10 protein-coding genes are annotated in these 15,010 nt (G+C 42.6%); 9 read left to right on the plus strand and 1 reads right to left on the minus strand.

The window, feature by feature from the left end:
- The first annotated feature begins 126 nt into the window (after window positions 1-126).
- From GC096_RS38280 to GC096_RS38300, 5 genes are all read left to right on the plus strand, one after another.
- Complete coding sequence (locus GC096_RS38280) at window positions 127-1,914, plus strand: cache domain-containing sensor histidine kinase (RefSeq protein WP_171638565.1); 1,788 nt, start codon at window positions 127-129, stop codon at window positions 1,912-1,914.
- Window positions 1,915-1,924: 10 nt separating this feature from the next.
- Window positions 1,925-3,517 (plus strand): response regulator transcription factor, encoded by a 1,593-nt coding sequence (locus tag GC096_RS38285; RefSeq protein ID WP_246303297.1) that lies wholly within the window; start codon window positions 1,925-1,927, stop codon window positions 3,515-3,517.
- A gap of 182 nt (window positions 3,518-3,699) precedes the next feature.
- Window positions 3,700-5,085: an ABC transporter substrate-binding protein gene (locus tag GC096_RS38290; protein ID WP_246303298.1), complete on the plus strand. Its 1,386-nt coding sequence runs from the start codon at window positions 3,700-3,702 to the stop codon at window positions 5,083-5,085.
- A gap of 66 nt (window positions 5,086-5,151) precedes the next feature.
- Complete coding sequence (locus GC096_RS38295) at window positions 5,152-6,066, plus strand: carbohydrate ABC transporter permease (RefSeq protein ID WP_171638571.1); 915 nt, start codon at window positions 5,152-5,154, stop codon at window positions 6,064-6,066.
- Window positions 6,051-6,926 (plus strand): carbohydrate ABC transporter permease, encoded by an 876-nt coding sequence (locus tag GC096_RS38300; RefSeq protein WP_171638573.1) that lies wholly within the window; start codon window positions 6,051-6,053, stop codon window positions 6,924-6,926. Before GC096_RS38295 ends, GC096_RS38300 begins: the two co-directional genes overlap by 16 nt.
- Before the next feature lie 110 nt (window positions 6,927-7,036).
- On the opposite strand, the gene GC096_RS38305 is transcribed toward GC096_RS38300, so the two are convergent.
- Window positions 7,037-7,954, minus strand: a complete 918-nt coding sequence (locus tag GC096_RS38305) for a helix-turn-helix transcriptional regulator (protein ID WP_171638575.1) — start codon at window positions 7,952-7,954, stop codon at window positions 7,037-7,039.
- 170 nt (window positions 7,955-8,124) lie between these two features.
- Between GC096_RS38305 and GC096_RS38310 the strand changes: the two genes are divergently transcribed.
- The 4 genes from GC096_RS38310 (at window position 8,125) to GC096_RS38325 (ending at window position 14,763) form a co-directional block, all read left to right on the plus strand.
- Window positions 8,125-10,605, plus strand: coding sequence for a glycoside hydrolase family 38 N-terminal domain-containing protein (locus GC096_RS38310; RefSeq protein ID WP_171638577.1), 2,481 nt, complete (start codon window positions 8,125-8,127; stop codon window positions 10,603-10,605).
- A 184-nt stretch (window positions 10,606-10,789) separates the two neighbouring features.
- The gene (locus GC096_RS38315; RefSeq protein ID WP_171638579.1) at window positions 10,790-12,760 is read left to right on the plus strand and encodes an ABC transporter substrate-binding protein; all 1,971 of its coding nucleotides are present in this window, start codon (window positions 10,790-10,792) and stop codon (window positions 12,758-12,760) included.
- Window positions 12,750-13,769: a FecCD family ABC transporter permease gene (locus tag GC096_RS38320; protein ID WP_171638581.1), complete on the plus strand. Its 1,020-nt coding sequence runs from the start codon at window positions 12,750-12,752 to the stop codon at window positions 13,767-13,769. Before GC096_RS38315 ends, GC096_RS38320 begins: the two co-directional genes overlap by 11 nt.
- Window positions 13,762-14,763, plus strand: coding sequence for a FecCD family ABC transporter permease (locus GC096_RS38325; protein ID WP_171638583.1), 1,002 nt, complete (start codon window positions 13,762-13,764; stop codon window positions 14,761-14,763). The genes GC096_RS38320 and GC096_RS38325 overlap by 8 nt, the downstream gene beginning before the upstream one ends.
- Window positions 14,764-15,010 lie beyond the last annotated feature (247 nt).

The raw sequence follows: 15,010 nt of genomic DNA on the forward strand, positions 1-15,010 counted from the left end.
AATTATCATAGGAGTACATAGAAAATGTATCTAAAATCAAAATGTAAGCGCAAACAAATTTGATGGATATACATAGTATGTGTATTTGGTTGCAGTGACTTACTTGCGAAGTAAGGGGGAGTGCGAGTGAATCCAATTCGCTTTTTTAAAAAGAGTATCTTAAATAAACTAATGATTTCGTTTCTATTAGTCCTGTTATTACCTACCTCAGTGATTAGTATAAGTTCGTATTTGGTATCCGTGAAAATATTGAAAGAGAAAGTAAGTGATTCATTTCATGAGAATCTCTTATATATTGGCAACTCTATCGAAAAGGAATTATCGGGAATAGAAAAAATTACAGAATTAATTTATATAAATGAGGATATTCAGCAGGCAATTAGCTCAGATAATCATAACCAGTTAGATTACTATGCCAACTATAAGAAAGTGGATCAAGTTATAAATAATGTGGAATTTTATTCAAACTATTATAAATATGTCACTTCACTTTTTATTTTTGGAGTGAACGGAAGTGAATTTAGATATGGGAACGGGAGTGACGCTTATGCGATTGATACGAAATTGCTTCAATCCGCGGAATGGTATAAACATTCGGAGGAGTTAGGCGGGAATGTACTATGGATTGGTGTGCATGACAACGACAATAAATCCGGAATGACACAATTTAAGCAAGTATTCTCGCTCTCTAGATTTATCAGGGATTTTAACAGTAGGAATATTGGCAGCTTATATGTGAGTTTAAATACGGATGTATTTACGGATATTTTAAGTAAGGCTTCTCCCAATACACAAAGTCAACTATATATTGTAGATCAGCTGGGAAAGATCGTCTACCCGCAAGAAAAGCTTGCTATGAGTCTGGAGTCGGATGGTATTATTTTGCCCAAAGAACAAAAGCTTTCTAATTTCGAGATTAAGAAAAACGGCAAAGCCTATTTAGTATCTAACTATGATTTGGATAAGTATGGCTGGCGAATTGTTCAAATGGTTCCTATTGAAATGCTAACGAAGGATAATAAAAATATTTTTAAAATTACGACGGTTGTATTTATTCTTTCCTTGCTTTTCTCAGGCGTTCTTTGGTTTTTTATTTCCACTGGGATTGTAAAACCTATTCAAAAGTTAACGTTGACGATGAAAGATGTCAGGGGGTCTAATTTGCTAGTAAAATCCAACATCTCCAATATTGATGAAATTGGTCTGCTCAGTGTCAACTTTAACTACATGATTGAGCGTATTAATTCACTTTTTAACCTAGTCATAGAAGAAGAAGCCCAAAAAAGAAAAGCAGAAATTAAGGCGCTGCAAGGGCAAATCACACCTCATTTTCTGTACAACACCTTGAATACAATCCGATGGATGGCTATCATTCAAAAGTCGGATGGCATCAAAGAGGTTGTAGATGCTTTGGGAAGACTATTGAGAAATACATTCAAAGAGAGAAGCACATTGACTACATTGCGTGATGAATTGGGTATGATTAAGGATTATATCTATATTCAACAAACCCGATATCGTGAAAAATTTCAGGTTTTCTATGACGTAGATGAGCAATTACTTTACTTGAAATGTGTCAAATTCATCTTACAACCGATTGTTGAGAATGCCATCTTTCATGGTCTCGAACCAAAAGAAGAACCTGGATGCATACGAATTAACATATACACTGATCAATCAAACATGCAAATCGTTGTTGAAGATAGCGGCGTGGGTATGTCGGCTTCTCAGATATCCAAAATTTTGAATGAGAACATGAAAGAAGAAGATTACGCGGGCGGGATTGGTGTAATGAATGTCAATCTTCGTATCAAAATGATCTGTGGTGAACGATACGGCATTCAGGTGGAAAGTGAACTTGGTGTATATACAAGGGTTCGTATCGTGCTTCCTATGGACTTAATGGGAGAATAGGTAGGTGAACATGATGTTGAAAATACTAATTGTTGATGATGAAGCCCTTGTCAGAATAGGAATAAAATCGATTATACCATGGGAAGAATTGGGCTTTGAGTTGGTGGGAGAGGCTGAGAATGGGAAAAAAGCATTAGAGATGGCGAGAACGCATTCACCTGATATTATTTTGACAGATATTAAAATGCCTGTTATGACGGGCATTGAATTAATTAAGCAATTAAAGCATGAGAATCATCCTGCAAAATTCATCGTTTTAAGTGCCTATGATGATTTGGCCTATGTGAAGGAAGCCATGAAGCACGGTGCTGAGGATTATATATTGAAACTAGAACTGGAGCCAGAGCAATTGATGAAGATGATGGAGGAGCTTAGAGTTGCCGTACTATCGTCTCAAAAAAGGGATTTGAACAGGTCGATATCTCAAGCGTATCCGCTTATACATACAGCACTTCATAAAGAAAAATTTATCAAAGATTTGCTGTTAGGTGTTATTCAGAATAAAGAAGAAATTCAGCGACAATTGCATGTGCTCAATGCAAGTTTTTTGGAAAAAAATCTGAGTTGTTTCATCGTCGAGGTTGATGATTTATCTATTTATGATAAATACGGGGAATCCCCGCATTTACTTGATTACTCTATTCTTAACATCGTAGAAGAAGTTTTATCCAGCTATGCCGAAGGGCAGGTTGTAAGCCTTTATCCGAAACAATTTATAGCCATTTTTTCATTGAAGAAGAATGAGAGAGTTGATCGTGGAGAAAGAATAACTGAGTTGACAAACAATATGAGAACTTCATTGCGTAAATATTTAAGCACGTCAGTTTGCATCGGGATTAGCGATGACCATCAAGCGGATATGCCCATCAAACAAGCCTTCAAAGAAGCGAAAGAGGCTATCCGATATAAATTTATTTTCCCCAGAGGGAGCAATATTCATTATCGTGAAATTAAGCAAATGTCCTTACAAGAAAACGAGGATATTTCGGCAGAAATGAAAAAGGTTGAATCCGCATTGCTTGATGGAGAAGTCAAGTCGATTCATGATGCGCTACAACTGTTAGCCCAGAAAATGAGCCAATCCAATAACTTAACGAAGGAATTATTAACGGGGTTATGTTATTCCATTTATTATTTATTTCAAACCTTTGTAGAAAAATACCAATTAACAGGAAAAAACATCATTCATAAAGAGATGTACAACGAGATAACACATATGAATTTAAAGGTTGATTTTATTGAATGGATTAACCATTTGAAACGACGAATTACGGAGCAATTGATAGATAACAATGAAAATATGCGGGTATTTATAACGAAACAATTTATTAATAAGCACTACAAAGAAGATCTTTCTTTAGAAAAGGTTGCCGAACATTTGCAGCTATCTACAGCTTACTTAAGCAATCTCTATAAAAAAGAAACAGGTCAAAATTTTATTGAGTATATTACAGAGGTTAGGATCAGTCAAGCCAAGTTTTTATTAAAAACGACGGATTTAAGAATTGCCGAAATAGCCAGAGAAGTCGGATACTCGGATGAATATTATTTCAGTAAAGTATTCAAAAAAAATGTAGGAGAGCCGCCACTCAAGTATAGATAATTGGTATGATCTCAAAAAAAACCATTTTTTCTTTATTTATTACAAAATGAAAAGATGAACAATTTATGGGAAGTAGAGAAAGGTGAAAAACTCGAAAGATATTACATTTGAATGGAAGGTGTTAAGAATTATAGTAAAGAAGTAGCAGAAACAAACGAAAAGGGGTATGAAAAGTGGGGGAAATGAACGGTAGAAACGCAAGTGTTACCTTATTAATCGGCGGTATGATCGTATTGTCTCTAGCAGGCTGTAGTACGAAGAAAGATGAAATTGCTGCCAGCGCCGCTCCAACAGTTTCACCATCAAGCAGTGCAGTGACTACACCAGCTGCCAACAAAGAACCAGTAACCCTCAAATGGTATTCCACTTCTGGAAATGCTAACTTACCAGCAACTAAGACACTATTAGAGGATTATAAAAAGGTTTCTGGTAACACAGTTGAGTTGGAAACGGTTGCGGGCGATGGAGATGTGATCTATAAAAAGATCGATATTGATCTTTCGACGTCTGGGAATGTAGATGTGATCCCACTTCAAAACCCAATCATTCACGCTAAATATGCAAACAGTGGGTTCCTCCTCCCCTTGAATGATCTTTACAAGCAGGCGGGAGTTGATTATGAGAAGAAATACGGCAAATACTTGACCAAATTTAACGATAAAGTTTATATGCTGCCAACGGGCGCAGGAACATGGGCCGTATTCTATAATAAAAAGATTTTTGATGATGCTAAAGTAGCATATCCGAAGGGTGAATGGACATGGGATCAATATGTGGAGACCGCTAAGAAATTAACGGATCCAAGCAAGGGTATCTACGGTTCAAACTTCCCAGATTACGATAATACATTCTATTTATTAGCTGCACAAAGAGGTATTAGTGGTTATAAAGCGGATGGTACATCGAATTATGATGATCCTGCATTCAAAGAATCTTTACAGTGGTTAGGGGATCTAGGGAATCTATTAAAAATTCAACCGAGCTGGCTTGAAACAAAGTCCAAGAAAATTCCCTATGATGTCTTTATGAACGGAAAATATGCCATGCAATTCACGGGAACTTGGTTTGCCTTTGCACCAATTGACTTGAAGACCTATCCACGCGATTGGAAGGTGGGGATTACGCAACCGCCAGTTGATCCGAGTGGCAAGAACATGATCGGTATTACTTCTGGTAATGGTATTAATAAATTTTCTAAACATCCGAAGGAAGCAGCTGATTTTGTGAATTGGCTTGCAGACAATCAATATAAGTATGGCGGATCCGGCACGCCAGCACGTGTCGATTTAACCAAAGACGATACGGATAAAATATTTAATGAAATGGCAGCCAAATTCCCCGCTGCAGATAGTATTACTTCAGAAGATCTGAAGGATGTATTTTTGACCCCTAACTTAGGTCTCAAACCAGAAAAAATTACAGGTTCGATTGCTGCGGAATATGGGAAAATTATTTTGCAAGAAGGCGAGTCGTATCTTGTAGGACAAAAACCGCTGGATGACGCGATTAAAGCGATCAAATCACGTGCAGACGAAGCCATTGACAAAGCTAAAACCTTGAAGAATTAATACAATCAATTCGGAAGGAGCACTTAGGAAGATAGGGTGCTCCTTTGTTGTAGGAGGAAGTCGGAGATGTCTAAGCAGAGAATAAAGAGAACTATCGGAAGCCTAGAGAAACAAGAAGCTCGAGCTGCATTTGTATTTGTTTTACCCTTCTTTATTGGATTTATCATTTTTCAATTTGCACCTTTATTCTATGCCTTTTTTATTAGTTTTGTGGATTTGAATAATTTCAAACCATTGAACGCAGTTACATGGGTGGGCTTAGCCAATTACACAGCCATTTGGAAGGATCCCATTGCAGTCTCATCGTATCTTAAGAGCTTTTATTATACGATCCTCTATGTGCCATTCCTTACGGCGGTTGGGTTTATCGCTGCTGTGCTTCTGAATAAGCATTTCTATTGGAAAAGCTTTAGTCGATCACTATTTCTAATGCCTTATGTGGCAAACATTGTTGCGATCTCAATTGTGTTTTCATTGCTGTTCGATCCATTCGGTGGGTTTGTGAATGCTCTGCTTAAAGTACTCGGTATTTCCAATCCACCCTTATGGTTTGCCAGTGCCAAGATGGCGATTCCTACTACAGCAATGGTAGCCATTTGGTTGAATTTTCCGTTCCAAATGATTGTTTATTTGGCGGCACTGCAGGGTGTATCCAAGGAATTATATGAAGCTGCTGAGATAGATGGGGCATCCAAACTTAAAAAATTGGTTCGTATTACATTGCCAATCATCTCGCCAACAAGCTTCTTTTTAATAATAACAGCCACGATTGGTTCTTTTCAGAATTTCACCATTTTCAACGCGCTGACCAAAGGTGGGCCAGGAACAGCATCCCGTGTGAGTTCTCTTAATATCTACGAAGAGGCATTTTCATTCAATCACTACAGCTATGCTGCTGCACAAGCCATTGTCCTATTTCTAATTATTATGATTATTTCAGTTATTCAATGGGGAGGGCAGAAGAAATGGGTGCATTATTAATTGCCAAACAATCGACTAAGCCATTCATCGCAAAAAATAGACTATCGATCGCTACACTTGCTTACTCATTCTTCGTATTCATTGTAGCGTTGATGATGTTATTTCCTTTTCTATTTATGATATCTGCCTCACTTAAAACCACGGCTCAAGCGTTTAATGAACCGCTTAAACATATGATTCCCGAACAGATCTATTGGGGTAACTATCGAACGTTGCTAACCTCACCGAACTACTTTCGTTGGATAGGGAATTCGCTGAAAGTAGTAGCGCTATCGATTTTATTACGTGGTATCGTCGTAACAATGGCTGCATACGCCTTTGCTAGATTGAATTTTAAAGGAAGAAATGTACTGCTTTTCATATCCTTATCCACATTGGCCATTCCTCCCGATACAACAATCGTAGCTAGATTTTTAATCTATAAGTACATGCATCTGATAAACACACATTGGGTGCTCATTATTCCTGCTGTTTTTGATGTATTCTTTTTATTTCTCTTAAGGCAATTTTTTATGGGTATTCCAAAAGAACTTACGGAAGCGGCAATTATTGACGGATGTTCCCATTATCGTGTTTATTTTCGAATCATCCTCCCGCTTGCTGTTCCCGCTTTAATGACCATGATTGTTTTCTCTTTCGTTTATATTTGGAATGACTATGCAAGTCCATTTATCTTTATTTCAAGCGAGAAGAAACAAATGGTAACCGTCGGACTTCAATATTTTTCAACACAATATGGGTCCAATTATTCACTTCAAATGGCTGGGGCTTCTATTGTTATCTTATTGCCTGTACTACTTTTTGTTTTTGCACAAAAATTTTTCGTTGAGGGCATTACTTCAAGCGGTATCAAGGGATAAGCATCCTATTTAAGTTTCTAATTTATACAATGAGTTTTAGCTGAAAGGGGAAGCGAGAGCTTCCTCTTTTCACATTTTATATCTTCGACGATTCTCACCTCAATTATTGCTCATTCTTTTTCTTTCCCTTTATCTCTATATTCTTTAGGGCTCATCCCATACATTTTTTTGAATAAACGGCTATAATACGATAAACTTGATAGCCCTGTAATGTAAGCGATTTCTTGTATGGGTTGATCAGTACTTCTCAACAATTCTAAAGAGCGTTCTAAACGTATCTGACCCATGCGATCTATAATGGTTTGGCCGCTTAATTTTTTGTACTTTCGAGCTAGGTGCCCATAACTCATATGGAGGGATGCGGCTAGTCGGTGAACATCTACATCATAACTTTGATCATCATTTAAATAGATTTCAACCTTACGGAGCAACGAGTGATCAGAATTAGTTTCGGTTTCAGTCCAACGCTTTCTTTCCGGCGACAACTCGGTTATAGAAAATATGGCTTGCACGACTTGGAGCAAGGTGGCAAAGGATGTGCCTTTCTGCTTGGCATTTTCAAAGCATGACGTAAGAAGCATGCCTAACCCAAACTCATCAGCGTAGACCCCGGGCTTCCAACGCGATAAGACGTTGAGTTGTTCGTATGTGGAGAACGTATTCACGGGCATATGCGCCGTGCCATGATCCACACGCCACCGTAAGCACGCGCCTTTATGTGGATCATTGGGTTCATAAGCATGAGCATGTTCCATCCCCGGAGGGATGAGGAAAAACTCACCTGCATGAATATCCATCATGGATCCCCCGAAGCTCGTTTGCATATGCCCCTCAAACACATAATTGAGCTCATACCACGTGTGGAGGTGTGGAGGGCACTGAGCGAAGCCCGCAGGTACTTCTACTAAAAGATCGATGATTTCAACGACAGCATCATTGATCGTTAGGTTCCCACTAAGCATAGTTTGATAAGGCTGGACACCCAGAAATGGTATTTCTTGCGGATGGCGTTGATTCAATAGACTCATTATGATCACCTGTATGAAAAATTAAGATGTATGTGCTTAGTATAACACAGCGTTCTTTACATGTTATTTTTGTTCAAAAACTTGTGATTCCAGTGAATATACGCAAGGGAGAGATTCTGAGAAAATGGGAGCAGATGACATTGATTGAGGATCAAAGAGGAGAGATTACTATGCGAAAACTTCATCTATTAAGCAATGCACATTTGGATCCGGTATGGCAATGGGAGTGGGAAGAAGGGGCGGCAGCTGCGGTATCAACCTTTCGGGCTGCGGCTGCATTTTGTGAAGAATATGAGGGGTACGTATTTAACCATAATGAAGCGTTGCTATACAAATGGATTGAGGAGTATGAGCCTTCGTTATTTCGTAAAATACAGGGGCTGGTACAAGCGGGGAAGTGGCACATCATGGGAGGGTGGTATTTACAACCTGACTGCAATATGCCTTCTGGGGAGTCCATGGTGAGGCAAATCTTGCTTGGGCGGACCTATTTTAAAGACAAATTTGGAGTACGTCCAACCACAGCTATTAATTTTGATTCCTTTGGACACTCGAGAGGCCTTGTACAGCTCATGAGTAAAGCAGGATTTGATTCCTATTTATTCATGCGTCCTGAGGATCGCGTTGCAGGTCCAGCGCAAGAGTTCGTCTGGGTCGGGTTCGACGGTTCTGAAGTACTTGCCCATCAAATACAAGACGGGTATAATACGCTGCTTGGTCAAGCGCATATTAAGGTGCAAGAGAGAATGAATAAGCAAACCTCTCAGGATTTAGAACTTGTGCTTTGGGGTGTCGGCAATCACGGTGGTGGACCGTCACGGATAGATCTAAACCATATAGGTGCCTTGATTGAATCGACGACAGGTCAAGTTGAAGTCTTACATTCAACACCAGAAGCCTACTTTGCTGATCTCGCAAAGAAAGCGGATGCGCTGCCGCGCCATGAACGAGACCTGAATCGACGGTTTGTCGGATGCTACACCTCGATGATCCGAATCAAACAAAAGCATCGTCAGCTGGAGAATGAGCTATATCAAACAGAAAAAATGCTATCCTCAGCCGCTATGCAAGGATACCTTCGCTATCCACAGGAAGAGCTTAAGGATGCGTTCCATGATCTCATGGTGGCTGAATTTCATGATATTTTACCAGGAACTTCGATTCAGCCTGCAGAAGAGGCTTCCCTTCGTTTAATGGATCATGGTTTGGAAATCACATCAAGGCTAAAAGCACGTGCATTCTTCGCCTTATCGAGCGGTCAACGGGAGGCAGGAGAAGGGGAGTATCCGATACTCGTTTACAACCCGCATCCTTATCCCGTTCGAGGTGTGTTTGAATGTGAATTTATGCTTGCAGATCAGAACTGGCAGGAACAATTCTCGATGCCTGTCGTCTATCAGGATGGCGTGCGTATTCCATCACAAGCGGAGAAGGAACATAGCAATCTAAGTTTGGACTGGCGTAAAAGAGTTGTGTTCGAGGCGCAATTATCGCCTTCCGCCATGAACCGATTTGATTGTCGGATCGAGTTACTGACTTCGAAGCCTACACCGCAGGTGAAGCTTGAAGACGGTGATATTCATTTCCGAACACCATCGCTACACGTGGTCATTAATAACCAAACAGGGTTGATGGATCAATATATGGTTAAGGGTATACCTTATCTCAAAGAGGGAGCTTTCCAACCCTTGGCTGTTTCTGACAATGGGGATCCTTGGCGGATGGATACGGACAGATTTGAGGACGTGAAGGGGACTTTCCGTCTCATGACACCCGAAGAGGGGACGGCTTTCTCGGGTATCTCTGAAGGAACTCTCCCTTCTGTCAGGGTAATTGAAGACGGTGAAGTACGTACCGTTATTGAATCGTTGTTGGTCTATGGTCATTCCGCTGTCGTTATCACGTATAAACTACCCAAGCATGGGACGGAGATAGAGATCCATGTACGTGTATTTTGGCAAGAGAAGGACACGATGTTGAAACTTGCCATTCCAACCGTACTCCAAGAGGGCAGATATGCAGGGCAGACGATTTATGGTGTGCAGGCGCTTGAAACGGATGGAACGGAAGTTGTTGCTCAAAAATGGACAGCACTCATGTCCGAAACTGATAACGTCGCAGTTACTCTAATCAATGATGGGATCTATGGATCGGATTGTTCAAATGGCGTAATGAGACCTTCCTTACTACGAGGAGCGGCGTACACGGCTCATCCAATTCTTGACCGACCTTTGATGCCGAATGATCGTTTTTCCCCACGAATTGATCAAGGTGAACGAATGTTCAGGTTCTGGTTGAATGCGGGCTCCAAATCGGAAAGACTCGCACGCATTGAGCGCGAGGCGCTTCAGTGGAATGAGAAGCCGTATGCACTTTCATTTTTCCCTCATGGCGAGGGGCAAATACCTGCAGCAGCGGTTCAACTTGATGATGATGTGATTCAAATGACGGCTTTCAAGCGATCCGAACACAGTGAAGACACGTATATCTTGCGATTATTCGAGCCAACAGGGCTAGCAAGATCAACCGTGGTTAGAATTCCGAGCATGGACATGGAAATACGCTTTGACTTCAATGGTTTTGAAGTAAAGACATGTAAGCTGGATATGCAAATGAGAAGCTTATTTGAATGTGATCTAATGGAATTGTAATTTTGTATAGGATTGCCTTACGATGGTTCGGGATTAAAAGGAATCATCTTCATAGAGTTAACACAACGCCTTATCATCTCATTTAGGATGGTAAGGTGTTTATTTTTGCAATTCTTTTAGTGAGAATTATTCTCAATTGTGGTATGATAGTTTCTATAGCTGGTAAGAAAGGAATGACCGATATATGAAAATTAACGACCATCTCGTGTTGTGGAATCATGTTCTCATCAGAGTGATGGACGTTCGCCGTATGATGCTTGAACCTGGCGAAGTGATGCGCGATTATCGCGTACCGACAAGCGCCTTCCTATATGTTACTGACGGCAGTGCCCAACTTCATATAGACGGAATCGAAAGCCGTATGCAGCGATTCCAAGTTCTGCACGTAGGGAAGGGACTTAGGCTGAATATTGCAGCCGTGGAGCAGCTGGAGTATTTTATGGTGCTATATAAGGCTATATTGCCGCTTCCGAGTGGATATGAACTGGTCCATCTCATGGAGCGTGAGAATCCGTTCCAGCTGCGCTATAGTTTGTCGCCCAAGTATCCGATCTCTTGGCTGCAGAAGCTGGAGCATATGCATCAGATCTGGCAAGCACCGAGTCCACTCGATAAATTTAAGGTGAAAACACTATTCTATCAATTGCTATACGAGCTGGTAGAGCAGTTATACGAACAAGGTGTCGAAATCATCCGTCCCGATCTTGTGAGCCAAGCCATCTATTATATGGAGGAACATTATCAAGAAGCGTTGTCGCTGGAAGAATTGGCTGACACGCTGGAATGTACGTCTAGACAATTGCTTCGTTTGTTTAAAAATCAAATGAATACAAGTCCAATCGACTATTTGATCCAGTTGCGGGTGAACAAGGCGAAGGAGCTTCTCATCTATACCGACAGAACGTTGAAAGAGATCTCGGAGAGTGTCGGCTATGCGGACAGTTATTATTTCAGTCGGATTTTCAAAAAGCAGGAAGGTGTATCTCCCAAAAGGTTCAAAGAGACGTATGAGGGGGATTGGCGTCGAAATAATCCATTCTCGTCGTCGACATATTCCATTGTGGATGGGGGGCTTAAACGCTATAGTAATAATGGTTATGAGAATCATTATCACTATAAGAAAGAAGGAAATTCACACATGTATAAGAAGTCAAGAGCCTGGATGACAACCATGGTCGTCATCTGTTTCACATTACTGCTCAGCGCCTGTTCAACCGGATCCACATCAACGCCAACCACGACCAATGGAGTGACGACGGCCCCAGCCACTAGCAGTGCTCCAACGGCCGCAGTAAATAAAGAAGCCGATTCAACGCGAGTCATTAAACATGCGATGGGCGAAACGACGATTAAGGGTACGCCATCCCGTGTCGTTATTTTGACCAATGAAGGGACAGAAGCGCTGCTTGCAGTCGGTGTGAAACCGGTTGGAGCTGTCATGTCTTGGCTTGGTGAACCATGGTATGACCATATTAAGAATGATATGCAGAATGTGACGGTAGTCGGAGATGAATTGCAGCCGAATCTTGAATTGATTGCCAGCTTGAAACCGGACTTGATTATCGGGAATAAAGTGAGACAGGAAAAAATTTACGATCAGCTGAAGCAAATTGCGCCTACGGTGTTCGCTGCAGACTTAGTTGGAGATTGGAAAATCAATTTCAAACTGTACTCAGAGGCAGTCAATAAGGTAGATGAAGGCGAGAAAGCCATGGTTGCTTTCGACAAACGTGTAGCGGACGTGAAAGCGAAGCTTGGCACCAAGGCGGCAACGAAAGTTTCGTTGGTACGTTTCTCGGCGTCGCAGGTTCGCATTTATCAGAAACAGACATTTGCTGGTGTACTGCTTGGCCAACTTGGCATTGCGCGTCCCGAGTCGCAGGACAAGGACTCTTTCATTGAAGTCTTGAATAAAGAAAATATCGCCAAAATGGACGGAGATGTCCTGTTCTACTTCGTTACGGAAGCGAAAGGGAAGACCGATGCTGCGAATGTGGTGAAAGAATGGCAGAATGATCCGTTATTCAAAAATTTGAACGCAGCGAAAACAAATAAAGTCATTCAGGTTGATGAAGGAATATGGAACTCCGCAGGTGGATACAAAGCGGCAAACTTGCTGTTGGATGAATTGATCAAGTATTTCGATGTCAAATAACTCGGCCTCTTTGCTCCACAAGCGTCAAAGCAAGATCATTGGATTGTCAGTAGGAGCTGTATTGCTGCTCGTACTAGCTACAGCTAGTGTGTTACTCGGCGCGCAAACGTTCGGGTTTGGCGATTTGTGGGAGAGTTACAGGCATTTCGACGGCTCGAACGAACATTTGATTCTTAGAACGACCCGGGTTCCGCGGGTTCTGGTCGCAGCTGCCGTAGGTAGCTGCCTCGCAGTAGCAGGCGCCGTTATGCAAGTGCTGACTCGAAATCCGTTGGCATCTCCTTCCGTATTCGGCATTAATGCCGGAGCTTCCTTATTCGTCGTCATTGGGCTGGTGCTGTACGGATCGTCGCTTACGATGAATTCGATGATTTGGATCGCTTTTGCGGGTGCATTGTTCGTCGCGCTTTGCGTCTACGCAATGGCCATGCGGGGCAGTTGGTTCGAGCCGGTCAAGCTGACGCTGGCTGGCGCGGCAATGGGAGCTTTTGCCTCATCGATCACGTCCGGATTAATTCTAATTAATAAACAGTCGCTGGATACGGCTTTGTTCTGGATGATTGGCTCCGTATCGGGGAGGAAATTGGAGCATTTGCTTGCCGTAGCTCCCTACATGGCGATTGGTATAGGCCTCGCGCTGCTGCTATCCAATTCGCTCAACATTATCATGTTAGGCGAGGATAGTGCCCGAGGGCTGGGGCAAAGGGTGACGCTCGTGCGGCTGCTGTCAGCGCTTGCTGTTGTTTTGCTCGCCGGGAGTTCAGTCTCCGCCGCAGGTCCAATCGCGTTCGTCGGACTGATTGTTCCACATCTGTGCCGGTCTCTGATCGGCACAGATCACCGTTGGCTGCTGCCTTGTTGCGCCATATACGGGGCTGTGCTGCTCGTGGCGGCGGATCTTGCTGCGCGTTTCGTCCTGATGCCAAAGGAGGTTCCCGTCGGGATCGCTACAGCGATGCTCGGTGTTCCCTTTCTGGTTCATGCAGCAAGGAGGAAGGAACATGACTAACTTACGCTCGAGAAGATCAGCTCTGATCATCATCAGTTTACTCCTCGGGATGATCGTGCTTGCGATGTTCTGCCTCTCTGTCGGCAGTGTTAATATCCCAATAAGAGAAGTTTTTCGCACGTTGACCGGACAAACCGGTGGTAGCTCGGAACTGATTCTGCTCAAATTCCGTCTGCCACGAATTCTTGCCGCGATCCTGATCGGAGCGGCACTGGCTGTATCAGGAGCTCTACTGCAGGGAGTGATTCGGAATCCACTCGCTTCGCCGGATATTCTAGGTGTCACCGGAGGTGCATCGGCAGCGGCTGTTGCTTTCCTCACCCTGTTCTCCGGCTACAGTGTACACTGGGTTCCTGTAGTTGCGGTAATAGGGGCGCTGCTTGCCGTTCTGATCAATTATACCCTAGCCTGGAAACGAGGGGTTTCGACCTACAGGCTTGTGCTTATTGGCCTTGGCCTCTCGACCGCATTAGGAGCGCTCACCATGTTCCTGCTTATAAGCGGGCCGGCTTATTTGGCGGCTCAGGTGTTGAACTGGATGACAGGCAGCATCTACGGGATAAGCTGGAAGTACGTGCAGGTCATCTCTCCTTGGATTATTGTCTTTATCCCGCTTTCCTTTGTATATGCCAAAGAACTGACGATTCAGTCACTAGGCGATCCGATGGCTACGGGGCTTGGCAGCCGTCTCCAGATTACTCGCATTATGGTGCTGCTCTACAGTGTTGCACTCGCTGGTGCGGCTGTCGGAGTGGCAGGGATGATTTCATTTCTTGGCCTCATGGCTCCTCATATTGCTCGCAGGCTCGTAGGTAACTCGTATTCGCTCGTGATTCCCGTTTCGGCTTTGATCGGCGCCATTCTGCTTCTGTTAGCTGATTTGGCCGGACGTATGCTGTTCATGCCGCTTGATATACCGGCAGGGGTATTCACGGCGGGGATCGGGGCACCGTTCTTCTTGTACTTATTATTCAAACGCAAGCCGATGCATTGACGTAGATCAAATCAAGTCCGCCTAACTAGCGGGCTTTTTTTTGTTTTGGGGATAAAAGGAAACCTCTCCGAGCGTATTGTTCAAAAAGTTCTTAGGAAGCATTTTTGCGCTTTATTTTGCTGTTTTACTTCTGAATTAGCAGTGTGTATGAGCCGTCTTTCCATGCAAATATTAGCGTTTTCGTTTGTGGGAGGAATATGTGTGAGGTATACACAGATTAGATTCTAGATATGCTGAACGGCAGCTG

Source organism: Paenibacillus plantarum (assembly GCF_013141695.1).
In the GTDB taxonomy this organism is placed as follows: domain Bacteria; phylum Bacillota; class Bacilli; order Paenibacillales; family NBRC-103111; genus Paenibacillus_E; species Paenibacillus_E plantarum.